This window comes from Microbaculum mangrovi (genome assembly GCF_051390635.1).
Taxonomy (GTDB): domain Bacteria; phylum Pseudomonadota; class Alphaproteobacteria; order Rhizobiales; family Tepidamorphaceae; genus Microbaculum.
This window is the reverse complement of the sequence record NZ_JBPODT010000001.1, coordinates 296,830-318,073: the sequence shown is the minus strand read 5'-3', so window position 1 is coordinate 318,073 and position 21,244 is coordinate 296,830. Positions and strand designations below refer to the sequence as shown.

The window sequence follows — 21,244 nt, the reverse complement described above, 5'->3', positions numbered from 1 at the left end:
TCAGCTCCTCTCCATCGCCGTCTTGCGGCTTTCCGAGAGGACGCCTTCTTCCAGCGTGTAAATCCGGTCGACCACGTCTTCGATCAGCGCGAGGCTCTGCTCGACCAGCAGGACGGTCATCCCGTCTTCTTTCAGCCGGTGCACGGTTTGCAGCATGGAGTCGACGAGGTTGGGCGCGAGCCCGAGCGAGGGTTCGTCAATGGCGATGAGGTCCGGCGCGGACATGAGTCCGCGGCCAAGTGCCAGCATCTGCGCCTCACCGCCGCTCAGCGTGCGCGCAAGCTGGCGCTGGCGCTCGGCAAGCCGGGGATAGAGCTCGAACACGTGGGCCAGCGTTTGTTCGCGCCGCTTCCGGCCCCGGTCGAGATAGGCGCCCAGCAGAAGGTTTTCCCTGACGGTCATGTCCGGGAACAGCCGTCTGTCCTCGGCGACATAGACAAGTCCGCGGGCCACGAGCCGCGGGGCATCGAGCCCGCGAATGCTCTCGCCCTGGTAGACGATGTCGCCGCTTGCGACCGGCACGAGGCCGCACATTGCCTTCAGAAGCGTGCTCTTTCCGTGGCCATTTGCGCCGATGACCGCGACGAGCTCGCCTTTTTCGACTTCCAGCGAAACGCCGTGCAAGACGTGGAAATCGCCATAGAAAACATCGATGTCGCGGACGCTAAGCAAGGTTTTGCGTTCCCAGATAGATGTCGATCACGGCCTGGTCGGCGAGAACCTTTTCCGGTGTGTCGATCGTGAGAACCGATCCGAAATTGAGGATCAGGATCCGCTGAGACAGCGCGGCCAACGCGCGAATCTTGTGCTCCACGATGACCAGGGTCAGGTCGAGCGCGTTGTGAAGGTCGCCAAACAGCTCAACGAAGCTCTCGACCTCGTCATGGTTGAGCCCGGCCATCGGCTCGTCCAGGAAAACCAGGCGCGGCCGGGTCGCCAGAGCGGCGGCCAGCATGATGCGCTTGCGGGTGATCAGATTGGCGGCGGTCACCGAGGCATCGGCCTGGCTCGACAGGCCGGTCATCTCGAGAACGTCGGAGATGTGGGCGTCGTGATCGCCATGCGCGCGCGGACCCTGCCCGAAATCCGCGCCGAGGGCGACGTTTTCACGGACACTCATCGACGAAAAGATATGAGGGATCTGGAACGTGCGGGCGATTCCCATCTGGCAGCGGCGATAGGGTGGCATTCGGTCGACGCGATGACCGTCGAACACGATCTGTCCGCTGGTGATGGGCAACGCACCCGTGCAAATGTTCATCAGCGTCGTCTTGCCCGCGCCGTTCGGACCGGCAACGCCGAGAATTTCGCCGCGCCGGATGTCGAAACTGACGTCATCGAGCGCCCGGAGCGCGCCGAACGAGCGACGGACGCGATCCAGCGACATCAGACGATCGTCGTGTCGCGTAGCGGTGTTGGGAGCAGGCCTGTTCACTCTCGCTCTCCCGGAATGGAGGGGAGGTACACTGGGGCGGTCGCGTGGGACGGTGACGGCACGTGGAAGGCGATAGGCCGTGCCGTCACCGGTTTCGCGTCGACTATTTGGCGAACTCGGGAACCACGAAGTCGCCGGTGTGTTTTGTTCCGAGCATGATGGTCTTCAGCTTGCCGTCCTGCGCCTGCAGCAGAAACGAGGGCTGCGTCTCGTCGCTCGTCGGGATCATGTGCCGTTCGTTGAGGTCCAGCACGCCCGTCAGTCCGCTGTAGGGCATTTCCAGCAGCGCCGCGTTGATCTCGGCGTGCTTCGTCGGGTCGCCCACTTTCTTGACGGCCTCGGCCCACATGTTGACGCCGTCGTAGAGTGCCGCGGCGATGCTGTAGGGCGGCTCTTCGCCATAGGCCTTCTGCCAATCAGCGACGAAGGCTTCCGCAGCCGGATCGCCCGGACGGTGCGCCGACAGGGTTATGCCGAGCACGCCGTCCGCGTCGCCGCTGGTCACGACTTGACCGAAAGCGGGGATCGAGGCCGCGTAGCCGACGCTCACGAGCGCGCCCGGGATCGGGTTCTCCCGATACTGCTGGATGAACGTGCTGGTCAGCGAAGGGTCGATCAGCTCGATATGGATGAGCGAGGGTTCAAGGTTCCGGATCTTGCTCAGGATCGGTGGCCACTGCACGCTTTCGTAGGGCACTTCCTCGTTGAACACCACTTCCCAGCCGGCCGGTTCGGCGGCTTCGGCCATCGCCCCGGTCAATCCGTATTCCCATTCGTAGGGGCCATGAACGATGGCGAGCTTCTTGTTCGGGAAGTCATAGCCGAGCGACATGATTTGATCGAACAGGACGCGGCCATACGCCGCTTCAATGTCGGAGATGTTGAAGATATTCGAGCAGTTCATGTTGTTCATCAGATCGACGACGCTCGAAAACGCATCGACGTGGATGAACGGGACATCGTAGGGACAGAAGGCCGGAATGTCCGGACCGAAGCCGCCGTACCCGGTGATGATCAGGTCCGTTTCATTGCGATCGATCAGGTTGACTGCCGCGGCTTGCAGCTTGTCGGGAGTCAGTTCCCCGATGTCGAAATGGACGATTTCCAGCTGGCGGCCGAGCAATCCGCCATTCGCGTTGATATCATCGACGGCAAGCTTGATTGCCTTTTCCATGACCGTGCCGTCGCTGGCGAAGGGGCCGGTCTGCGGAATCGGTGCGCCGATCTTGATCGTCTCGGCGGCAGTTGCCGTGGTCGCCCACATCGCAAATGCGGACGCGACAATGCCGATAGGTTTTACGTGGGTGCCGAACCAGGAATTCAGGCTCATCGATTTCTTCTCCCTTTGGGAATCGTTTTGACCAGGCCGGGCCGCGGCTCTTGTTGACCGCTTTGCCACCTACAAGTTCAGCACCAAACAGGGAGCACCGGCAATGGTGCAAGATTCCACCATTGGGGATGGCTTTCTGAGGCGGGATCGTTCAAGGCCGTGCGCGCGAGAGGGGGCTACGGCTCTCCGAACAACGGGCCCAGAAGCAGCGGGAACAGCTCGCGTTCCGAACTGACGCCTAGCTTTCGATAGAGGCGCTGCTTGTGGTTGCGGACCGTTCCGATACTTACGGCCAGCCGATCCGAAATGTCGACGACGGAACGACCCTGGAGGACGAGGCGCACCACCTCGCATTCGCGCGGCGTCAGGCGGTGTTTCATCTGGACGTTCGCGATGAGGCTTTCGAGATTCAGGCCGACCGCGCCGGGGGAATGGTGCTCGATGATGTAGATGCGCCCGTGAGGCGCGACCGCATGCGTCGCGTCGAGCGGCTCCCAGTAGAGCACCTCGTCGGCTGGCAGGAAATGGACGCCGCTGTCATGGCCGCCCGTGATCTCGGCTAGATCGAGGGGGGCTGTATCTTCGAAAAACTTGGACCACGCCGGATTGCTCAACACGACACGACCGTCCTGATCGGCAACCAGAACGGCCAGGTCGGCATCGCTTCCGTAGCCGCTGCGGGGCCCCAGAAGCGAGCGGTCGATATGCAGTCTGTGTAATCGGTCGACGAGGGGGTGGATCATCTCGGCAAAGGCGATATCGCTTTCGCCGAAGGCGGCGTTGACGCGATCGACGCACAGCGCAGCCCAGATTCCGCCCGCCGCCGGCAGCAGGAACACGAGCTCGTCCTTGACGCGGATCATGTGTTCCAGGTTCTTGAAGAACAGGCTGACCGGATTTTCGTTGGCGATCTGGATGAAGGAGAACACGGGCCTCGTCTTGCCGCTTCTCACCAGGCCGAAGGCGGGGTCGAGGCGGTAAAGTTCCGCGTTGTAGAGCCTTATTTCTTCCTCAGTCAGCCAGTTGTGGTGGAGGAAGCGTGGACTCCCAAACTGGGTATAGCGCATCGCAACATAGTGCGAACACCCGAACAGTCCGGCCAGGGCCTTCAGGGCGGTGGAATAGAAATCCGAATGGCCGACGGCTTCGGCAATGACGGAGAGCGCGTCGACGACGGGCCTGATATCGGCAGGCCCGGACTGGCGCCCGTCCGCGGTCAGCGCGTCCATGTCGATCGTCGTTTCCGCCAAACTCATCTGGCCGGTTGTCCGTTGGTGTTCGCAGTCTTGAGCCGTGCGATCCCCGGTCCACACGATACCCCGGGGTCGTACGATCCACGGGGCGTGCGGTGACTGCGTTCGCAGGAAGCGTCGCCGCCACGACACGTTTCGATCCGTTGGATCGTCTGGACGATCATGCCCCCATTAGGCCGAGCAACGCAAATCGTTCACGCCTGCGCTTGACATTTTTGGGCGCCAAAGGTCTCCCTGCGAACTGGCTGCGCGGTCCATTGGAGGAGAAAAACATGAAAGCGCTCGTCTTGTCGTCGAGCCCCCGACGTGACGGCAATTCCGCCATTCTGGCCGGCGAGATTGCGGCAGGACTGCGTGACGCCGGTCACGAGGCCGACATCGTGTTCGCGGACGATTTCCTGAAGGATTTTCTTCGCGATTGCCGGAAGTGCCGGGCCAGCGACGGCAACTGCTCGATCGACGACGGCTTTCGCTCCGTGTTCCTCGACAAGTTCCTGCCCGCGGACGGTTTTATCGCTGCTACGCCCGTCTACTGGTATGGGCCGTCAGCGCAGTTGAAGGCGTTTTTCGACCGCATGTTCTGCTACTACGCGGCATCCTATCCCGGCTCCGCCGACGTGATCGAGCGGATGAAGAACAAGCGTCTGGGATTGGCGATCAGTTCCGAAGAAACTTTTCCCATGGTTTCCGCCGCCGTGCTGACCCAGTTCCAGGAATACGCGCGTTATTCCCGCTCCACGTTCGTTGGCGTGATTCACGGATTTGGCAATTCCCGCGGCGACGTCCGCCGCGACCCGGGCGATCCCGTCGGCGCCGCACGGCGGTTCGGGCGCGAATTCTTCACCCGTGCCGCCACCGACTACCATATCGACACGGTTCGACCCGCGCGGATGTGGACCGTTGCCGAGGTCGGAGGCGACTAGTCGACTACAAAAAGCGCTTCGGGGCGGACATCGCGAAGCTGCGTGCTGGCGAGGGGATGGGGATCTGCCGATGGCAACACGGATTCCGTCGTGCAACTGAGCAGGGCCTGGGTTTCGAACCCGGCGCGACAGCGGTCGTGGCCATCAAAGCCGACGATCGCGCTTCCCCCGGTATAGGTCAGCGGCCCGTCGGTGCCGATGAGATTCGCGTAGATGACGGCAACCCCGTTTTCCAGGGCGCGGGCGCGCACGGCCGTCGTCGGCACCTCGGTATAGGGCAGCATGTTCGCGGTCGGTACCGCGATCAGATCCGCACCGCCGCGCACGAGCGCGCGCGCGAGTTCCGGGAACTCGATGTCGTAGCAGATCGCCAGGCCGACCTTGAACGGTCCGACCTTGATGACGGTCAGTCCTTCGCCCGGCGTGAATATGCCTGGTTCGTCTTCGCCGAAAAGGTGGATCTTCCGGTATCGCCCGGCCACCGCACCGGTGGCATCGACGGCAAGAGCGGTGTTGAAGACGCGGTCCCCATCGCGCTCCGGCATGCCCAACACGATCGCTATCCCATGCGTGCGGGCGATTTCCGAGATGGCAGCCACAGACGGGCCATCGATCGGTTCCGCCAGGTCGCGAAGCCGCGTGCCGAGGTTATAGCCGGTCAGGTACAGCTCGGGAAACGTGATGATCTGCGCTCCGGTAGCCGCGGCGGCCGCCGCCGCGCGCTCGATCGCAGCGACGTTGGCGGGCTTGTCGCCCGGTCTTGCCGATGTCTGGAAAAGTGCCGGCATCAATCGTTCCTCCCATGAAATGGGCAGCCATTGTCAGGGACACGCATCCCGCAAGCTGCCGCAATCCGTGCGTCCCGGATCGTGTCTATAACCGAATACGCAAAAAGATCGAGCTCCCGTCTCCTCCGCGAGCCCGTGCGCATTGCGGAGGCTGCTCGTTGCTGCAAGTCGGCGAGCGCGGGCCTTCAGGGCCGCGCCGACAGATGCCGGTCGATCACCTTGGCAAGCCAGGGCGCCACGAGCCGGGAGCCGCTTTCGTCGAGATGTTCCGGATCCGCGTAGAACATCCCGGTGCGCAACTCCTGGTTCAGGGCATTCGGCCAGGACACCAGCTCCGCACCGATATTCTGCTGGAATGCCGTCTTGATCTGCGGGCTGACGGTCCTCTGCGTGATGTCGTTCAGGTTCATGAACACAATCTGCGCGCCGTTTTCGCGGGCCGTCTCCGTAAGTGCCTCCGCGACTTCCCTGATGAATGCGTACCCGTTGTCCGAGAAGATCTTGTCGACCGGATTTCTCGAGCGTTTCTTCAGGCCTTCGGCATCCTTGAAAGCCTTGGGAAGCTTGTACCGCGATTGCGTGGAATCGTAGACGCCGTCGTCGGGCAGCGCGTCCGGGCATCCTCTCCAGGGGTTCCCGAGGCCTGCTTCCAAGGATCCCAGCCGGGCCTGGACCGCCGGCAGCAGGCCCTGCACGCGGGGTTCATTCTTGTTTCGTCCGACATAATCCACGAATTCAACTGTGGGCAGGACGTTCCCGATCTTCTTGAGTGTGGTCGATCGCGGCGGTTTGATCGGCCGGCCTAGTTCGGCGACGACCAGTTTCACTCGTCGGTTCTCGAGCTGGTCGGCAAGCAGGCGTCTCCAGACGAACGGGGACTGGCCGGGCTGTGACAGGTCGACAATCGAAAGCGGTCGGCCGGTTCGCGCCGCGAAGGCTTCGCTGATTTTCCGGCCGTCGATTGCCCGCGCCATGCGCGATGTTCCAAGGAAGACCACGTCGACGTCGCGGTCATCGCAAAAGGCAGGTGTCGCGAAGTCCCGATACTCCGAGGCGTAACGGAAGGTGCGCAGGTCCGGCAGCAGGAACGATGCCGTCAACGCGGCGGCGACGAGCACAAAGGCGAGGATCAAATAGCCGCGCCTTTCGATCGCGGCCTCTCTGTCCGCCTGCTCGGGAGAGGACGTTTTCGGAACGTCCGGGATGGGGGCGTCGCGCGCCATGCGGTCAGAACCGGATCACCGTCGTTCCCCAGGACAGGCCGACGCCGAAGCCGGACATCAGGACCGTGCGCCCCTCAAGCTCCCCGGCCTGCTGGAGCCTGTTCAACACGATCGGGATTGTGGAGGAGACGGTGTTGCCTGTATCGGAGATGAATATCGGCACCTTGGCGATATCCAGGCCCATGCGCCGGGCCAGCAGCGTCAGCATGTAGCGGCTCGCCTGGTGGAAAACGAAAAGGTCGACATCGTCGCGGGTGAGGCCTTCACCCTGCAGGCAACTGTCCACGGAATCGGGAACGCGTTCGATCATGAAATTGAGGATCTCGCGGCCGTTCATGTGGAGGCTCGGGGTCGCCTCGGTGCCATCCGGGCCGGAATTCGCAAGGGCGCCGTCGAGCCCCGGACCCCGGTAGCACAAGTGCTCCGCGCCGCTGCCATCCGTGCCGAAATCGAAGGCACCCAGCCGGCCGATCCCTTCCCGGGATACCAGGCTGCAGGTTGCCCCGTCACCGAACACGGTGACGGTCGCCTTGTCTTGCCGCCGCATGATCTTCGAATACGGGTCGCAGGTTACGATAAGGCCGGCGCGCATCCCGGTGGACAGCAACCCCTTGGCGATCGACAGCGCATGCACGTAGCCCGAGCAGCCGAGCGCGATGTCGAACGCCATGATCGTGGTGGGTAGCCCGCAAGCGTCCTGAATCTGTGCGCCCATGTGCGGCAGGCGATAATCGGGGGTCTGTGTCACGGTGATCAGGAAGTCGAGCGCGGCGGGGTCCTGACCGGTCTTGTCGAGCAGGTCGCGGACGGCTGTCGACGCCAGGTCGCGGCCGGTCTCGTCCTCGCGCAGGAACCGCCGCGATTCGATGCCGACCTTCTCTCGGATGAACTGTGGATCGGAAGCGGTCCATTCGGCGACTTCCTCGGCACTGACGACCCAGTTGGGCAGGGCGACGGTGATGGTCTCGATCATGTCGTCGTTTTCTCTCGATCAGTTCTTCGCGTTCGGCACCCGCTGCGGCGCGCAGCCGGTCGCCTCCACGAAGGCCTCTATACCCGTATACAGGCCAATGTCCGGGTTAAGCGAGATCGCATCGTCGCGTCGGGAGACCTGCAGGGGCGTAACGTCCTTGAGGTCTCGTTTGTCCGCCGAGACCAGGAAGATCCGGCCATCCGCCGCCTTGACGGCCTCGACCAGGGAAGCGAAGCCGTTCAGGTCGGCGGAGGCGAAAAAGTAGCCGCCGTCCTTGGCCATAGCCCGGCCGTAGTTGTCGCGTCGCGCCAGGTCCGCGAGGAAATCGAAAAGCAGTCTCGTCGATTGCCACATCTCGGCGGGGGAAAGGCCGTGCACCGCCGGCAGGTAATCGAACCTGAGGTTCTGGATCTTCCGGTTGGGGAACCAGGTATAGTTGCCGATCTGGACGATGATCGGTCCCGTCGTGCGCTCCGCCGCATAGGTGACCAGGCCCGCCAGGCCCTCGAAATAGGTTTGCGGGGTCTTGGCATAGATCCAAGTTCGGGCGTCGCATGTTTTCCTGAGCCGTTGCCGGAACCAGTCGTCTCCGAAGACGATCGGCTTTGTTGTCCCCCGGTTGCGGGTGAGCGCAATGCTCGCCTGATAGGCGGGGCTGTTCGGCTCCAGCGCCGATTTCAGATCGATCAGCGCTCCGGACTGGCGTAGCAGGTGCGCCGTCGCGATGACGAGGCAAATAGCCACCAGTAGCCGGAGGAACGACCGCATCGGTCAAAGATCCACGTAGAGGAATTCCACGTCCGACAGCGGCCATTGCGTCAGGATAACGAGGATGGCGATGGCGACGGGGAGGAGCAGAAGAACGGCTTTGGCCTCTGTCCAAAGCCAATGTTTGGCGGTGTCCAAGGTCATCCCAGTTCTCCCGCGGCGAAATCGGAAAGCGCCGAAACGTAGGTCATCGTAGCGAACCATCCCAGGCCCTGCAGGAGCAGGTTCAGCGCCGGATACCCTTGCGTACGCGCCCATATAGCACGCACGCGCGGATGCCGCTGTGCCCAGGCGAAGATGGCCAGCGCGACACCGTGGCCGAAGCCCCACAGCAGGTAGTTCCAGGTAAAGGCATGCCAGACGCCAATGAAGGTGAAGGCGAGGACGATCCCGAGGTAACGGTGTCCGGTCCTGCGCACATAGGGGTGGTAACCGAGATTGTTGGTCACCCAGACCAGGCTCATGTGCCAGCGCTGCCAGAATTCCTGGATGGTGCGCGCCATCCAGGGGCGATTGAAGTTCTCACGGCTTTGGATGCCAACGAAGCGGCACAGGCCGACGGCCACGTCGACGTAGCCCGAGAACATGATGTAAATGTTGAAGAGGCCCGCCCACAGGGCGAGTATCTTGAAGAGAATGCCGAACGGGCCGTCGTCCAGCGCCGCGAATCGTGAACCGAGCTGCGAGGTTATTTCCGGACCGAACCACGCCACCTTGGCGATACCGATCAGCACGCGCTTGGCGCCGTGGGCCACGTCATCCGTCGTCGGCAGTGTGCAGAGGGCCGCGACGTTGATCCGATCGGCGAACTGGATCGGACCGATCGGCAGGGTCGGAAAGAACAGGAGCGAGAGGAACACGTCGCGCGGTGCGAAGCGTTCCTTGGGATAGCGCCACGTCCACACGATGGTGCCTAGCGTTCTGATGTAGATGAACGGCAGGAACAGAAGTGAAAGATCGCTGTGGTCGCTCGCGATCCGTCCGGCGATGAAGATGGCGGTCACCGGCACGACGCCGGCTGAAATCCACCGCTGGCTGTCCAGCCGCACGAATATGGCGGCGTAGGCCGCCATCAGAATCGCGGTTATCGCCGTTTCAATCGACGCGATGAACGCAAAGGCAATCGAGAACAGAAGGGCGTTTGCAAGGACGAGCCGTTCCGACCTCAGAAGATGCGCGCCGAGATGGCCGAGCATGAAGGCCAGGACGAACGCGACCGCCGACATCAGGTTGTCGAATACGAGGGTCACCGTTTCGGCTCACGAAACCGGTATGGGGTGCGAGAATTGGAATCGCGTTCGCGCCGGGCCGGCTTCCCGGCAGGCGTCCGCGCAAGTTCCGTGCGGCCCGTCATGTGGGGATCCGCGCGAAAAAAATTTCGCCGACGACCGTTCCGTCGACCGCGAGGTCACTGACGCTGGAGTGGTTTTCGCGCAGGGCGGTGATCCGGACCTCCAGCTCCTTCTCGCCGTCGTCGGCCACGAGGTCGAGGATAAGCTGGGCGGATGGAGCGCGGAAGCGCGTGTAGATCCATTTCCCGGGCGTCTCGACGACGCGCTCGTGCAGCTTCTTCGTCAGGAAAACAGCGGCGCTGAACAGATCCGGGCCGGAAATCCCGCCGATCTTGGCCGTCTGGCCTTCGGTCTGCTCACGCCCCTTGAAACCGGCCTCGGGATCAACGTCGGATCGCTGCGCGTCTCGGTCGCTTTCGGTATAGGCGCGGATGGTATTCCTGCCGCCGCGATCGAGCTGGAGGATTGCCGCCGATCCACGCCCCTCACTCGGATTATCGAGGGGGGCGAACTGACCTTCTTTGGTCGAAAACCGCGGAAAGCGAAGGTCCATCGCACCGAGAGGCGACACCTCCGCGGCAACGATATCGTTCAGGACATGAACCGTGAAATCCACGCCCCGAATGTAATTCCGGGTGCCGTAAACCCGGGGTCTGAACGGCTTGGCGCTCACAGCGAACTGCGAATGAAGCTGACGAGCTTGCCGACCGTCTGCAGGCCCTGTTCGTCGACGGTCTCGTCGGGAATCTTGATGTCGTAGTGCTTCTCGAGATCGAGCAGAAACACCGACCAATCCAGCGAATCCAGAATTTCGTCGTCGATCAGGGCCGTATCGCCGTCGAGTTTTACATCCGACCGGCCGGTGACTTTCGAGACGATCCCTTCGATCGTCGCGACGAAAGATGCGTCATCGGAAGAGGGTGCCGTTTCGGTGCTCATGCCGTCCGCTTTCTCAGTATGTGCGCTTGTGTTTCTGCCGATTTCGGCACTGCCACCAAGGGCAGGATCGATAATTTCACTAACCCAAGGGGCTGGGCAGTTCAACCGCATGCCCCGGTCGCTGGCGATGGTTCGGCAAGGGCCGGGGGCGCCGGCCGGGCGCTGCGGCACCGTCTGCGTTCTCAGCGGGACCGTGGAAAAATCGGCGGAGCAGTCGGGGTTCGATGCATCGATCGCGCCGGTGGTCGCCAGCGATCAATTACATCGAATCGCTGCTCGGCCCGGACGATTGCCGGGCCGGCGGGTTTGTCTTCACTCACACCGCGTCGAAGTCGAGAACCAGCTTCTTCGAGGTCGGCCGGGTCTGGCAGGCGAGCGTGAAGCCCTGTTCTATCTCCCAGGGCTTCAGCGAGTAGTTGACGATCATCTCTCCCGAGCCCTCGACGATCTTGCAACGACAGGTGCAGCACATGCCGCCGGTGCAGGAATGTGGGATGTCGATGCCGGCGGCGAGCCCCGCTTCGAGCACCGTCTGGCCGGGCTGGGCGATGTCGAACTCGCGACGGCGGCCGTCGAGAATCGCCTCGATATGCACACCCTCGGTGGCGGCTGCCTTGGCGGCGGCGGAGGGCGCTTTGCGGGGAGACTGGCCGTCGGCCGGGGTGAAGCGCTCGAACAGGATCCTGTCTTCGGCCACGCCGAGATCCTTGAGGGCCTGCGAGGTTTTCTCGATGAGGTCGCCGGGACCGCAGATCAGCACGGCGTCGGCGGACGTCGGCTCGATTATGCCTCGCTCGGCGAGGTTCTTCAGCTTGGCGGCGTCGATGCGACCGTTGAGGATGTCGACGTCCTGTTCCTCGCGGCTCATCAGATGAATGATGTTGAAGCGATCGAGATAGGTGTCCTTCAGATCTTCCAGATCCTCGAGGAACATGATCGCGTTGGTCGTTCGGTTACCGTAGACGAGGGTGACGCGGCTTTCCGGCTCGCGCGACAACACCGAGCCGGCGATCGATAGCATCGGCGTTATGCCAGAGCCGGCGGCGATCAGCAGGTAGTCATGCGATCCGCCGACATCGACGCCGAATCGGCCTTCCGGTTCCATTACCTCGATGCGATCGCCGGCCTGCAGCGTGCGGTTGGCCCAGTTCGAGAACTTGCCCCCGTCGAGGACCTTGACCCCGACCCGGAGACAATTATCGCCGGGTCGCGAGCAGATCGAATAGGTGCGGCGCAACTCCTCGCCGTCGACGGTGGCGCGCAGCGTCAGGTACTGGCCGGGTCGGAAATCGAAGGCCCCGTTGACGGAATCGGGCAGGTCGAAGGTGATCGCCACGGCGTCGGGCGTCTGGCGGTCGACGGAGCGTACGTTCAGCGTGTGGAAGTCGAAGCGCATGGTCGCCTCATATGCATTTGAAATAGTCGAAGGGTTCGGTGCAGCTCTTGCAGCGGTACAGCGCCTTGCACGGCGTCGAGCCGAATTCCGAGATGCGCTCGGTATCGCTCGAGCCGCAATGGGGGCAGGTGACGGTCGTCTCGCCGAACAGGGAGCGTACCGAATTGGAGGATTTCTGCGGCGGGGCGATGCCGTATTCTCGCAGCTTCTCCCTGCCTTCCTCGGTAATCCAGTCGGTGGTCCAGGCCGGCGACAGGACGCGTTCGATGCGCGGCTCGAAGCCCGCCTCGCGTAGTGCCGTCTCGATCGCGAACTCTATGAACTGCGTCGCCGGGCAGCCGGAATAGGTCGGCGAGACCTTGGCGATCGCGACGCCGTCGACGATATCGACCGAGCGCAGGATGCCGAGATCGGCAACCGTGACGCAGGGCACTTCCGGATCCGGCACGGCGGCCGCGGCGTCCCACGCCCGTTGCTTCGTTTCGGCCTGATCGAGGGGAACGACGCTCATCGCCGCTACCAGGACATGCCCGGATAGGTGCGCTGCATGTACTGCAGATCGGACAGGAGATGGCCGAGTTCCTCGCCGTGGAAGCCGGTGCGGCCGCCGAACTGCGGATACGCGATCGTCGGCCGGGTCAGGTTGGCGTCGACGAAGATCGTGTCGATCGTCCGCGCCCACTCGGCTCGCAGCGACGCGGGATCGGGGCAGATACCGGCCTCGGCGAGCGCGTCGGTGACCGCGTCGGTCTGGAATATCTCGTCGGTGTACGTGGTCAGCTCTTCGACCGCGCCGGTCATGCGGCGGGCGCTCTCCTCGGTGCCGTCGCCCAGCCGGATCACCCATTCGCCGGAATGGCGGACGTGATAGGCCAGCTCCTTGACCGCCTTGCCGGCGATGCCGGCCAGCGTCACGTCGGTCGACTTCGCCGTCTCGCGCCAATAAGGCTCCATGAACGCCGCGTAGTAGAGCTGGCGCAGCATGGTGTGGGCGAAGTCGCCGTTGGGGCGCTCGACCAGAAGCAGGTTCCTGTATTCGCGGTCGCCGCGCAGGTAGGCGAGCTCGTCCTCGCCGCGGCCCTTGCCCTCGATCTCGCCGGCATAGGTGTAGAGCGAGCGGGCCTGGCCGATCAGGTCGAGCGCCATGTTCGGCATCGCCATGTCCTCTTCGAGGATCGGCGCGTGGCCGCACCATTCGCTGACGCGGTGGCCGAGGACCAGGCAATCGTCGCCGAGCCTGAGCACCTGCTCGAGAAGGGCGTCCCGGGTGTCCGTCGCAGGGTGCGACATCACATGTTCCCCACTTCCTCGGGGATCTCGTAGAACGTCGGGTGGCGGTAGACCTTCGAGGCGGTCGGCTCGAAAAATTCGTCCTTCGCCTGCGGATCGGAGGCGACGATCTGGTCGGATTTCACGACCCAGATCGACAGGCCCTCGCCGCGGCGGGTGTAGACGTCGCGGGCGGCCTGCAGCGCCATGACCTCGTCGGCGGCGTGGACCGAGCCGCAGTGGCGGTGGGCCAAGCCGTTGCGGGGGCGGATGAAGACCTCCCAAAGCGGCATTTCGTTGCTCATCGGCTTTCCTCCAACCGCCGTATGGCGGTTCTCCTTTGGTCCGTTCGAGGTGGCCGTTGTTCGGCCCGATCTCTCATCTCTCTCTCCGCTCATTCCCGCGAAGGCGGGGAATCCAGAGCGGCTTGTTCGGGCTTCACCGTGTCGCCCAGGGCTCCCGCCTGCGCGGGAGTGAGCGGAATACGGCAAGGTCTCGGCTCGCTGCCCCCGCTTTCCCCTTTTGCGGAAACGAGCGGAATGCTCTTGGCCTACTCGGCCGCGTGCCTTGCGGCATCCTGCCGGTTACGGCGCTTCTCGGCGTGGGCGAGGGCTGCCTCGCGCACCCAGGCGCCATCATCCCAGGCCTTCCGGCGGGCGGCGATGCGGTCGCGGTTCATCTTCCCGTGCCCCTTCACCACGCGCCAGAATTCGTCCCAGTCGATCTCGCCGTGGTCGTAGCCGCCCTTTTCCTCGTTCCACTTGAGATCCGGATCGGGAACCTTGAGGCCGAGATACTCGGCCTGCGGCACGGTGGCGTTGATGAACTTGTCGCGCAGCTCGTCGTTAGAGAAGCGCTTGATCTTCCAGGCCATAGACTGCTCGGAATGGACGCTGTCGCGGTCGGAGGGGCCGAACATCATCAGCGACGGCCACCACCAGCGGTTCAGCGAATCCTGCGCCAGCTCCTTCTGCTCGGGCGCGCCCTTGGCGAGGGTCATGACGATCTCGTAGCCCTGGCGCTGGTGGAAGCTCTCTTCCTTGCAGATGCGGATCATCGCCCGGGCATAGGGGCCATAGGAGCAGCGGCACAAGGCGATCTGATTCATGATCGCCGCTCCGTCGACCAGCCAGCCGATGGTGCCGATATCGGCCCAGGTCGGGGTCGGGTAATTGAAGATCGAGGAATACTTGGCCTTGCCGTTCAGAAGCTCCTCGGTCATCTGCTCGCGGGTGACGCCCAGCGTCTCGGCGGCGGCGTAGAGATAGAGACCGTGGCCGCCTTCGTCCTGGACCTTGGCGAGCAGCGCGGCCTTCCGGCGCAGCGTCGGGGCGCGGGTGATCCAATTGCCCTCGGGCAGCATGCCGACTATCTCGGAATGAGCGTGCTGGCCGATCTGGCGCACGAGCGTCTTGCGATACCCCTCGGGCATCGGATCGTTCGGCTCGATCTTTTCCTCGGCGTCGATGCGTTTCTGGAAGGCGGCGAGGAATTCTCCGGATTCCTTGGTTTCGCCGTCCGCGCCGATCAGTCCCTGGGCGTACATGATGGTCTCCCATGCGAATTAGAATTATAATATGTTACGAAAAACCATGAATCAACTTTGTTTTCGTAACAAGTGAGTGAGAGGGACCAGATTCATGACCGAGACGGGGCAGGGGTTCGGCGTCGCGGAAGGGCAGGCGCTGCTGGGGGACGTCTTCGCGCCGTGGGTTCGGGCGCTGGCCATCGAGGTGGCGACGCTGGATGCGCAGGGCGGGACGTTCCGGCTGCCGGCTGGTGATCAGATCGTCCGCGGCGGCGGAACGGGCGGCGGCGTTGTCTGCGGCCAGGCGGTGGCCGCCGCGGCCGATACCTGTTCGGTGGTGGCCCTGTCGGGGCTCAACGGCCGCTTTCGGGACTGCACGACGGTCGACATGACGGTTCATTTCATGCGGCCGATGGTCGGCGACCATGTCGATATCCGCGTGGACGTCCTTTCCAATGGTCGCCGCATGGCGGTGACCCGCGTCGAGTTTCGCGGTCCGAACGGCAAGATCGGCGCCAGCACCACCTGTGCCTTCGCCTATCTGGAGGATTGACGCAGCGGATCCGTGGGTACTGGCGGACTCGTTGAATAAAAGCTTCGGGCTCTAGGTGAACCGACCGCGCAGATCCCGCTCGGGCGGCGGGAGGGGGCCGTCCGGTCGGCCGTCGCAACCATCCAGCCAACGTTCGCTCGGCGCCAGGATGCGGCCATAGAGGCCGGCGACCAGCGTGCGGGTTTCCTCGCCGCTCCAGTCGGCGGGGCGAAGTGCTGCGGGCAGATCGGCGTCGCGCAGCAGGACCCGGCGCCATTCGTGGATCAAAAGGGCGCGCGCGACCATCGCGTCGAGCGGCGACAGGGTTCCGCCTTCGGCCAGCGTGTCCTCGAGGGGGGCGATGGTCGCGCCCAGCACGGAATAGGCGATATCGGTCTCGACGTCGGAGCAGGCGCTCAGTACCCAGTCGGGCACCGTCGCGGCGTCGGCATCGAGGACAAACAGGTCTCCGGGATCGTCGGGTGTCGTCTCGCCGGTCCCGGTGCGGGGGTGGATGAACAGCCCGTTCGACAGCCGCACGAACCCGCGTTCGGTGAGGTTCGCCGTGCGTGCGTCGCGTTCGGAAGCCGTTTCCTCCGGCGCGATCGCAATCGTCCACCGGCCGTTCCATGCGGGCGGGCCGGCGGCATAGATGCGCCTGGCGGCACGGGCGAAGGTCGCGGCGCTTTCCGGCGTCAGGCGATAATAGCTCTTGCGGCCGTGGCGATGGCGCTCGACCCAGCCGTCCTTGGCGAGCCGCGACAGCGCGGCGCGCAGAGCGCCGGGCGCAATGCGCATCCGGTCGGTCAGCTCCTGCAGCGCGGCCATGCCGACCATGCCGCCGCGCGGCACGATCGCATCGCCGAAGACCGTGATAACGAACGACCAGACGCGCAGGCGCTCGCCCGAATGGAACCGCTCTATCAGCGCGTCGAGCGACCGTGTCGCGGAATCGCTGCCCTGGATCATCGCGCCATTTGCCGCGAGGGCCGCCTGCTTGGCAAGCCGCTCAGGTGAGTGAGCGCACCCCGCTCACCAGAAGGTCGGTTGCAAGCCGGGCATAGTCCTCCCGGCTCACCGGGCCCTTGTCACGGAACCACATGAACGCCCAGTTGAGCATGCCGAACAGCGACATGGTGACGGGCTTCAGGAGCGGCTTGCCGTCGAACAGATGCGGATTGAGCGCGTGGATGGGGGCGGAAAAGATCGCCACCAGCCGCCGTTCCAGTTCGCGCAGCTTGGCCTGGTCGTCGGCGGGCAGGGCGGACATCGCGTTGATCTGGACCTTGTGTTCGGCGTCCGCGTCGCGGTAGGCGTCGAGCAGGGCAGAGACCAGCCGCCGCAGGCGCGTCTTCGGATCGGCGCTGGGGTCGTCGACCGCCTCGACGGCGGCGATAAGGTCGCTCAGATGACTCTCGATGATGTTGAAGAGCAGCGCTTCCTTGCTGGAATAGTAGTGGTAGATCAGAGCTTTGGAGACGCCGCATTCGCGCGCCAATGCACTCATAGAGGCGCCGTGATAGCCCGCCTCGGCGAATGTGCGCGCGGCAACTCTCATGATCTCGGCGCGCTTGGCGTCATGATCCTTGGCACGGGTGCGGGCCACCGCTCGTTCACTCCTTCGGCCGGTTGTCCACGACGCGGACGGCCTTGCCCTGGCTGCGCGCCACGCCACCGGGATCGGTGACGTCGACACCGACCGAAACGCCGATCGCCGACTTGACGTGATGGACGAATTCGCGGGCGCTGGCCGCCTTGGCCTCGTTCGACGCCGCATCCGGGGCAGCTTCGACATGAACGGTCATCCGATCCATGCGGCCGTCCTTGGTGAGCTCGATCTGGAAATGCGGGGTCAGGCCCTGAACCTTGAGGATCTGCTCCTCGATCTGGGTCGGGAACACGTTGACGCCGCGCAGGATGATCATGTCGTCGGAGCGGCCGGTGATCTTCTCCATGCGCCGCATCGTTCGCGCCGTGCCGGGCAGAAGCCGGGTCAGGTCACGGGTGCGGTAGCGGATGATCGGTAGGGCTTCCTTGGTGAGCGTCGTGAACACCAGTTCGCCCTGCTCGCCGTCGGCGACCGGCGCGCCGGTCACGGGATCGATGACCTCCGGATAGAAGTGGTCTTCCCAGACGTGCAGGCCGTCCTTGGCCTCGACGCATTCGTTGGCGACGCCGGGGCCCATCACTTCCGACAGGCCGTAGATGTCGACGGCGTGCATGTCGAACGCCGCCTCGACCTCGGACCGCATGGCGTTTGTCCAGGGCTCGGCGCCGAAGATGCCGACCTCCAGCGGGGTTGCGGCCGGATCGAAGCCGGCCTTTCGGTACTCGTCCAGGATCGCCAGCATGTAGGACGGCGTGACCATGATGGTCGTCGGGCGGAAATCCTCGATCAGGGTGATCTGGCGCTCGGTCATGCCGCCGGAGACCGGCACAACCGTGCAGCCGAGCTTCTCGGCGCCGTAGTGGGCGCCCAGTCCCCCGGTAAACAGGCCATATCCATACGCGACGTGGACAATGTCGCCCGGCCGGGTGCCGGAGGCGCGCATCGACCGGGCGACGACGTCGGCCCAGGTGTCGATGTCCCTGGCGGTATAGCCGACGACGGTCGGCTTGCCGGTCGTTCCAGAGGAGGCGTGGATGCGGACGACCCGGTCGCGCGGCACGGCGAACATGCCGAAGGGATAATTGTCGCGCAGGTCGGACTTGGTGGTGAAGGGAAACCTGGCGAGGTCGGCGAGCGTCTTCAGGTCGTCGGGGTGCACACCGGCCCTGTCGAAGGAGGCCTTGTAGAAGGGCACATTGTCGTAGGCATGCCTGAGCGACCATCGCATGCGGTCAAGCTGAAGCGCGGCGATTTCGTCGCGCGAGGCAATTTCGATCGGATCCAGGTCTTCCTTGCGAGGCGTCAGGTCCCTCATGTCTTTCCTCCCGCCGGCCTGCCTCGCCGGCACAGTTATGATTTGTTGCGGCGCCGGCGGCTGTCTCAGCCGCCGGCGTCGGGCTCGTCGAAATGGGTGCCCTTGACCGTCCGCGAATTGCCGCGGAAAACCGCGATCAAGGTGCCGTCCTGGGTCTCGACGGTGGCGTCGTAGACGCCGGTCCGTCCCGCCAGTGTCACCTCACGGGCGACAGCCGTCAGCCTGTCGCCAAGCCTGCCCGGCGCCAGGAAGCTGATGGTGTTGTGCTGGGCGACGGCGCGCTGGTTGTAGCTGTTGCAGGCAAACGCGAAGGCGGAGTCCGCGAGCGTGAAGATATAGCCGCCGTGGCAGATGTCGTGGCCGTTTGTGTGGTGCTTCTCGACCGCGAACGAAAGCCGCGCCCATCCCGGCCCGACGTCGTCGAGCGACATACCGAGCCACTTCGAAGCGTCGTCGGCGGCCCACATCGCGTCGGCGGCGCGCCGCGCGCGCTCCTCGGGCGTCATGGTCATGCGCCGCGCCCCGTGAACTTCGCCGGGCGCTTCTCAAGGAAGGCGGCGACGCCTTCGGCGTAGTCCGGCGTGCGGCCGGCTTCGCGCTGCAGGTCGCGCTCGAGATCGAGATGCGCGTCGAGGTCGTTCGACGCGGCGGCATGGATCGCCTGCTTGGTCAGGGCGTAGCCGACGGTCGGGCCCTTGGCGAGGCTTTCGACGAGGCTCGTCGCCTCGTCCATCAGGGCGTCGTCAGCCACCGACTTCCAGATCAGCCCCCACTCGGCGGCTTTGGCCGCGGGGAGGGGCTCGGCGGTCAGCGCCAGCGCCTTGGCGCGGGCTTCGCCGAGCAAGCGGGGCAGCTGCCAGGTGCCGCCGGCGTCGGGCACGAGGCCGAGGCGGGCGAAGGCCTGGATGAACCTTGCGCTTTCCGCGGCCAGCACGATGTCGCAGGCGAGCGCGATATTCGCGCCTGCGCCGGCGGCGACGCCGTTGACAGCGCAGACGACCGGCTTCTTCAAGGCGCGGATGCGGCGCACGAGAGGATTGTAGAAATTCTCCAGGGTCGCGCCGAGATCGGGCGGGCCATCCATCTTGGAGGGGTCGCGATCGCCAAGATCCTGTCCGGCGCAGAAACCACGTCCGGCCCCGGTCAGCAGAATCGCCCGGCAGTCGTCGTCGGCCCCCAGTTCGTCGAGCGCGGCGCGCAGTTCGCGGTGCATCTCGGCATTGAACGCGTTGAGCTTGTCGGGCCGGTTGAGGGTCACAACCGCATAGCCGGCGTGTTTCTCGACGCCAATTGTCTCGCCCACCTGCATTTCCTTTCCTGCGATCACGGTCTTCGATTCGACCGGTTTGTCCGCCGAATTCGCCGTGTTGACAATTGTTGCATACGAAACCAAAGTTCGTTGCCGGGAAAATAAACTTGCATAGACCGACCGGCCGGTCAATAATAACAGACAAGGTACGGCGCCGACGCGATCTCAGTACCGTTCACCAAGAATGGCGGGTTCGAGATACGGCCAAAGCGTTTCGTGCCGCGGTACCGGCGGAAAAACGCCGGCGCACATCGCGTTAACTTGGGAGGAAACGCATGAAGGTCATTTCCAAGCTGGCAGCCGCCGGCGTTTTCGCCGTATCCACTGCGCTCACGGGCGCCGGTGCCTTTGCGGCTGAATACACCCTGACAATTTCGAGTTGGGCGCCGCCGACGCACGGCATCAACGCGAAGATGTGGCCGACCTTCACCAAGATGGTCGAGGAAGCCACCGACGGCCGCGTGACCACGGATCTGAAGCTGGGCATCGCGCCGCCGCCGGCGCAGTTCGACCTCGTTCAGGACGGCGCCGCCGATCTCTCCATCATTTTCCACGGCTATCAGCCGGGCCGTTTCGTCACGGCGAAGATGATCGAGCTGCCCGGATACGAGGGCAGTGCCGAGGCGGCGTCGGTCGCCTATTGGCAGGCCTACGAGAAATACCTGAAGCAGGCCGACGAGCATCGCGGCGTCAAGCTGATCGCGCTGCATACGCACGGCCCCGCCCAGCTGCACACCCACGAGAAGGTCACCCAGCTCGACCAGATCAACGGCCTGAAGCTGCGCGTTCCCGGCGGCGTAGGCAGCGATGTCGGCGCGGCGCTCGGCGCGACCGGCATCCAGGTGCCGGCGCCGAAGGTCTACGAGACTCTCGCCTCGAAGGCCGCCGACGGCGTGGTGATGCCGATGGAATCGCGCAAGGGCTTCAAGCTGACCGAGGTCGCCGAGAACGTCTACGAGATGCCCGGCGGATTCTATCGCGGCTCGTTCGCCTTCATCATGAACGAAGACGCGTTCAAGAACCTTCCGGAAGATATCCAGCAGGCCCTTGAGGAGAAGGTATTCGGCGAGCCGCTGAGCCGCGCCATCGGCCAGGTCTGGGACGAGATTGACCAGGAAGGCCGCCAGGCGACCATGGACGCCGGGAACAACTCGATCAACGAGGCGTCGGACGCCGATCGCGCCGCGTATCAGCCGGTTGCGGACGAGGTCACCGCCAGTGTGATCGAGGAGGTCTCCAAGACCGGTGTCGATGCACAGGCGGCGCGCGACTTCATTGCCGAGACGATGAAAAGCTACGGCAAGTAAGAGCCAACATACGGCCCGGCGGGACACGTCGCCGGGCCGTCATGCTCAGGGCCCA

General features: G+C 64.2%; 25 protein-coding genes. 3 read left to right on the top strand and 22 right to left on the bottom strand.

Annotation, left to right across the window (positions count from 1 at the left end; all coding sequences use genetic code 11):
- From ACSF9G_RS01550 to ACSF9G_RS01535, 4 genes are all read right to left on the bottom strand, one after another.
- Window positions 1-672, bottom strand: a complete 672-nt coding sequence (locus tag ACSF9G_RS01550; protein WP_436637539.1) for an ABC transporter ATP-binding protein — start codon at window positions 670-672, stop codon at window positions 1-3.
- On the bottom strand, window positions 665-1,435 hold the full coding sequence (locus ACSF9G_RS01545) for an ABC transporter ATP-binding protein (RefSeq protein WP_436637537.1): 771 nt from the start codon (window positions 1,433-1,435) through the stop codon (window positions 665-667). The genes ACSF9G_RS01550 and ACSF9G_RS01545 overlap by 8 nt, the downstream gene beginning before the upstream one ends.
- Window positions 1,436-1,538: 103 nt before the next feature.
- Window positions 1,539-2,765, bottom strand: a complete 1,227-nt coding sequence (locus ACSF9G_RS01540) for an ABC transporter substrate-binding protein (RefSeq protein WP_436637535.1) — start codon at window positions 2,763-2,765, stop codon at window positions 1,539-1,541.
- 176 nt (window positions 2,766-2,941) lie between these two features.
- The gene (locus tag ACSF9G_RS01535) at window positions 2,942-4,021 is read right to left on the bottom strand and encodes a helix-turn-helix transcriptional regulator (protein WP_436637532.1); all 1,080 of its coding nucleotides are present in this window, start codon (window positions 4,019-4,021) and stop codon (window positions 2,942-2,944) included.
- A gap of 92 nt (window positions 4,022-4,113) precedes the next feature.
- Between ACSF9G_RS01535 and ACSF9G_RS01530 the strand changes: the two genes are divergently transcribed.
- Window positions 4,114-4,941 (top strand): flavodoxin family protein, encoded by an 828-nt coding sequence (locus tag ACSF9G_RS01530; RefSeq protein WP_436637530.1) that lies wholly within the window; start codon window positions 4,114-4,116, stop codon window positions 4,939-4,941.
- Here ACSF9G_RS01530 and ACSF9G_RS01525 read toward each other — a convergent pair.
- The 13 genes from ACSF9G_RS01525 to paaA form a co-directional block, all read right to left on the bottom strand.
- Window positions 4,938-5,729 (bottom strand): carbon-nitrogen hydrolase family protein, encoded by a 792-nt coding sequence (locus ACSF9G_RS01525; protein ID WP_436637528.1) that lies wholly within the window; start codon window positions 5,727-5,729, stop codon window positions 4,938-4,940. The genes ACSF9G_RS01530 and ACSF9G_RS01525 overlap by 4 nt on opposite strands.
- A 185-nt stretch (window positions 5,730-5,914) precedes the next feature.
- On the bottom strand, window positions 5,915-6,952 hold the full coding sequence (locus tag ACSF9G_RS01520) for a hypothetical protein (protein WP_436637527.1): 1,038 nt from the start codon (window positions 6,950-6,952) through the stop codon (window positions 5,915-5,917).
- Between the two features lie 4 nt (window positions 6,953-6,956).
- Window positions 6,957-7,925 (bottom strand): ketoacyl-ACP synthase III, encoded by a 969-nt coding sequence (locus ACSF9G_RS01515; RefSeq protein ID WP_436637525.1) that lies wholly within the window; start codon window positions 7,923-7,925, stop codon window positions 6,957-6,959.
- Between the two features lie 18 nt (window positions 7,926-7,943).
- The gene (locus tag ACSF9G_RS01510) at window positions 7,944-8,693 is read right to left on the bottom strand and encodes a hypothetical protein (protein ID WP_436637523.1); all 750 of its coding nucleotides are present in this window, start codon (window positions 8,691-8,693) and stop codon (window positions 7,944-7,946) included.
- 3 nt (window positions 8,694-8,696) lie between these two features.
- Window positions 8,697-8,837, bottom strand: coding sequence for a hypothetical protein (locus ACSF9G_RS01505; RefSeq protein ID WP_436637521.1), 141 nt, complete (start codon window positions 8,835-8,837; stop codon window positions 8,697-8,699).
- Window positions 8,834-9,943 (bottom strand): MBOAT family O-acyltransferase, encoded by a 1,110-nt coding sequence (locus ACSF9G_RS01500; RefSeq protein ID WP_436637519.1) that lies wholly within the window; start codon window positions 9,941-9,943, stop codon window positions 8,834-8,836. The genes ACSF9G_RS01505 and ACSF9G_RS01500 overlap by 4 nt, the downstream gene beginning before the upstream one ends.
- A gap of 100 nt (window positions 9,944-10,043) precedes the next feature.
- Window positions 10,044-10,658 (bottom strand): hypothetical protein, encoded by a 615-nt coding sequence (locus ACSF9G_RS01495; RefSeq protein ID WP_436637517.1) that lies wholly within the window; start codon window positions 10,656-10,658, stop codon window positions 10,044-10,046.
- Window positions 10,655-11,095, bottom strand: coding sequence for an acyl carrier protein (locus tag ACSF9G_RS01490; RefSeq protein WP_436637515.1), 441 nt, complete (start codon window positions 11,093-11,095; stop codon window positions 10,655-10,657). The genes ACSF9G_RS01495 and ACSF9G_RS01490 overlap by 4 nt, the downstream gene beginning before the upstream one ends.
- Window positions 11,096-11,240: 145 nt before the next feature.
- Window positions 11,241-12,320 (bottom strand): 2Fe-2S iron-sulfur cluster-binding protein, encoded by a 1,080-nt coding sequence (locus ACSF9G_RS01485; RefSeq protein WP_436637513.1) that lies wholly within the window; start codon window positions 12,318-12,320, stop codon window positions 11,241-11,243.
- Window positions 12,321-12,327: 7 nt separating this feature from the next.
- On the bottom strand, window positions 12,328-12,831 hold the full coding sequence (paaD, locus tag ACSF9G_RS01480; protein WP_436637511.1) for a 1,2-phenylacetyl-CoA epoxidase subunit PaaD: 504 nt from the start codon (window positions 12,829-12,831) through the stop codon (window positions 12,328-12,330).
- A gap of 5 nt (window positions 12,832-12,836) precedes the next feature.
- Window positions 12,837-13,610, bottom strand: coding sequence for a 1,2-phenylacetyl-CoA epoxidase subunit PaaC (paaC, locus tag ACSF9G_RS01475; protein ID WP_436637509.1), 774 nt, complete (start codon window positions 13,608-13,610; stop codon window positions 12,837-12,839).
- Complete coding sequence (paaB, locus tag ACSF9G_RS01470; protein WP_261616303.1) at window positions 13,610-13,894, bottom strand: 1,2-phenylacetyl-CoA epoxidase subunit PaaB; 285 nt, start codon at window positions 13,892-13,894, stop codon at window positions 13,610-13,612. The genes paaC and paaB overlap by 1 nt, the downstream gene beginning before the upstream one ends.
- A 245-nt stretch (window positions 13,895-14,139) precedes the next feature.
- Window positions 14,140-15,135 carry a 1,2-phenylacetyl-CoA epoxidase subunit PaaA gene (gene paaA / locus ACSF9G_RS01465; RefSeq protein WP_436637507.1) on the bottom strand — a complete coding sequence of 332 codons (996 nt, stop codon included), beginning with the start codon at window positions 15,133-15,135 and terminating at the stop codon, window positions 14,140-14,142.
- 94 nt (window positions 15,136-15,229) lie between these two features.
- Here paaA and ACSF9G_RS01460 point away from each other — a divergent pair, with 94 nt between their 5' ends.
- Window positions 15,230-15,670 (top strand): PaaI family thioesterase, encoded by a 441-nt coding sequence (locus tag ACSF9G_RS01460; RefSeq protein WP_436637505.1) that lies wholly within the window; start codon window positions 15,230-15,232, stop codon window positions 15,668-15,670.
- Window positions 15,671-15,721: 51 nt separating this feature from the next.
- Here ACSF9G_RS01460 and ACSF9G_RS01455 read toward each other — a convergent pair whose 3' ends face one another.
- From ACSF9G_RS01455 to paaG, 5 genes are all read right to left on the bottom strand, one after another.
- Complete coding sequence (locus tag ACSF9G_RS01455) at window positions 15,722-16,618, bottom strand: PaaX family transcriptional regulator C-terminal domain-containing protein (RefSeq protein WP_436637503.1); 897 nt, start codon at window positions 16,616-16,618, stop codon at window positions 15,722-15,724.
- 40 nt (window positions 16,619-16,658) lie between these two features.
- Entirely contained in the window at window positions 16,659-17,255 is a 597-nt protein-coding gene (locus ACSF9G_RS01450; protein WP_436637501.1) for a TetR/AcrR family transcriptional regulator, read from the bottom strand.
- Window positions 17,256-17,262: 7 nt separating this feature from the next.
- Entirely contained in the window at window positions 17,263-18,573 is a 1,311-nt protein-coding gene (gene paaK, locus ACSF9G_RS01445) for a phenylacetate--CoA ligase PaaK (protein WP_436637499.1), read from the bottom strand.
- Between the two features lie 65 nt (window positions 18,574-18,638).
- Window positions 18,639-19,085 carry a hydroxyphenylacetyl-CoA thioesterase PaaI gene (gene paaI, locus ACSF9G_RS01440; RefSeq protein ID WP_436637497.1) on the bottom strand — a complete coding sequence of 149 codons (447 nt, stop codon included), beginning with the start codon at window positions 19,083-19,085 and terminating at the stop codon, window positions 18,639-18,641.
- A complete protein-coding gene (gene paaG / locus ACSF9G_RS01435; RefSeq protein ID WP_436637495.1) occupies window positions 19,082-19,876 on the bottom strand; it encodes a 2-(1,2-epoxy-1,2-dihydrophenyl)acetyl-CoA isomerase PaaG in 795 nt (264 codons plus the stop codon). Before paaG ends, paaI begins: the two co-directional genes overlap by 4 nt.
- Before the next feature lie 281 nt (window positions 19,877-20,157).
- Here paaG and ACSF9G_RS01430 point away from each other — a divergent pair, with 281 nt between their 5' ends.
- Window positions 20,158-21,189 (top strand): TRAP transporter substrate-binding protein, encoded by a 1,032-nt coding sequence (locus ACSF9G_RS01430; protein ID WP_436637493.1) that lies wholly within the window; start codon window positions 20,158-20,160, stop codon window positions 21,187-21,189.
- Window positions 21,190-21,244 lie beyond the last annotated feature (55 nt).

Excerpts from the sequence above, each read along its gene's own strand:
- ACSF9G_RS01430 (WP_436637493.1), top strand. The coding sequence starts at position 20,158 with ATGAAGGTCATTTCCAAGCTGGCAGCCGCCGGCGTTTTCGCCGTATCC.
- ACSF9G_RS01505 (WP_436637521.1), bottom strand. The coding sequence starts at position 8,837 with ATGACCTTGGACACCGCCAAACATTGGCTTTGGACAGAGGCCAAAGCC.
- ACSF9G_RS01515 (WP_436637525.1), bottom strand. The coding sequence starts at position 7,925 with ATGATCGAGACCATCACCGTCGCCCTGCCCAACTGGGTCGTCAGTGCC.
- ACSF9G_RS01520 (WP_436637527.1), bottom strand. The coding sequence starts at position 6,952 with ATGGCGCGCGACGCCCCCATCCCGGACGTTCCGAAAACGTCCTCTCCC.
- ACSF9G_RS01460 (WP_436637505.1), top strand. The coding sequence starts at position 15,230 with ATGACCGAGACGGGGCAGGGGTTCGGCGTCGCGGAAGGGCAGGCGCTG.
- ACSF9G_RS01485 (WP_436637513.1), bottom strand. The coding sequence starts at position 12,320 with ATGCGCTTCGACTTCCACACGCTGAACGTACGCTCCGTCGACCGCCAG.
- ACSF9G_RS01455 (WP_436637503.1), bottom strand. The coding sequence starts at position 16,618 with ATGATCCAGGGCAGCGATTCCGCGACACGGTCGCTCGACGCGCTGATA.
- paaA (WP_436637507.1), bottom strand. The coding sequence starts at position 15,135 with ATGTACGCCCAGGGACTGATCGGCGCGGACGGCGAAACCAAGGAATCC.
- ACSF9G_RS01535 (WP_436637532.1), bottom strand. The coding sequence starts at position 4,021 with ATGAGTTTGGCGGAAACGACGATCGACATGGACGCGCTGACCGCGGAC.
- ACSF9G_RS01510 (WP_436637523.1), bottom strand. The coding sequence starts at position 8,693 with ATGCGGTCGTTCCTCCGGCTACTGGTGGCTATTTGCCTCGTCATCGCG.
- ACSF9G_RS01540 (WP_436637535.1), bottom strand. The coding sequence starts at position 2,765 with ATGAGCCTGAATTCCTGGTTCGGCACCCACGTAAAACCTATCGGCATT.
- paaC (WP_436637509.1), bottom strand. The coding sequence starts at position 13,610 with ATGTCGCACCCTGCGACGGACACCCGGGACGCCCTTCTCGAGCAGGTG.
- paaI (WP_436637497.1), bottom strand. The coding sequence starts at position 19,085 with ATGACCATGACGCCCGAGGAGCGCGCGCGGCGCGCCGCCGACGCGATG.
- paaK (WP_436637499.1), bottom strand. The coding sequence starts at position 18,573 with ATGAGGGACCTGACGCCTCGCAAGGAAGACCTGGATCCGATCGAAATT.
- paaB (WP_261616303.1), bottom strand. The coding sequence starts at position 13,894 with ATGAGCAACGAAATGCCGCTTTGGGAGGTCTTCATCCGCCCCCGCAAC.
- paaD (WP_436637511.1), bottom strand. The coding sequence starts at position 12,831 with ATGAGCGTCGTTCCCCTCGATCAGGCCGAAACGAAGCAACGGGCGTGG.
- ACSF9G_RS01525 (WP_436637528.1), bottom strand. The coding sequence starts at position 5,729 with ATGCCGGCACTTTTCCAGACATCGGCAAGACCGGGCGACAAGCCCGCC.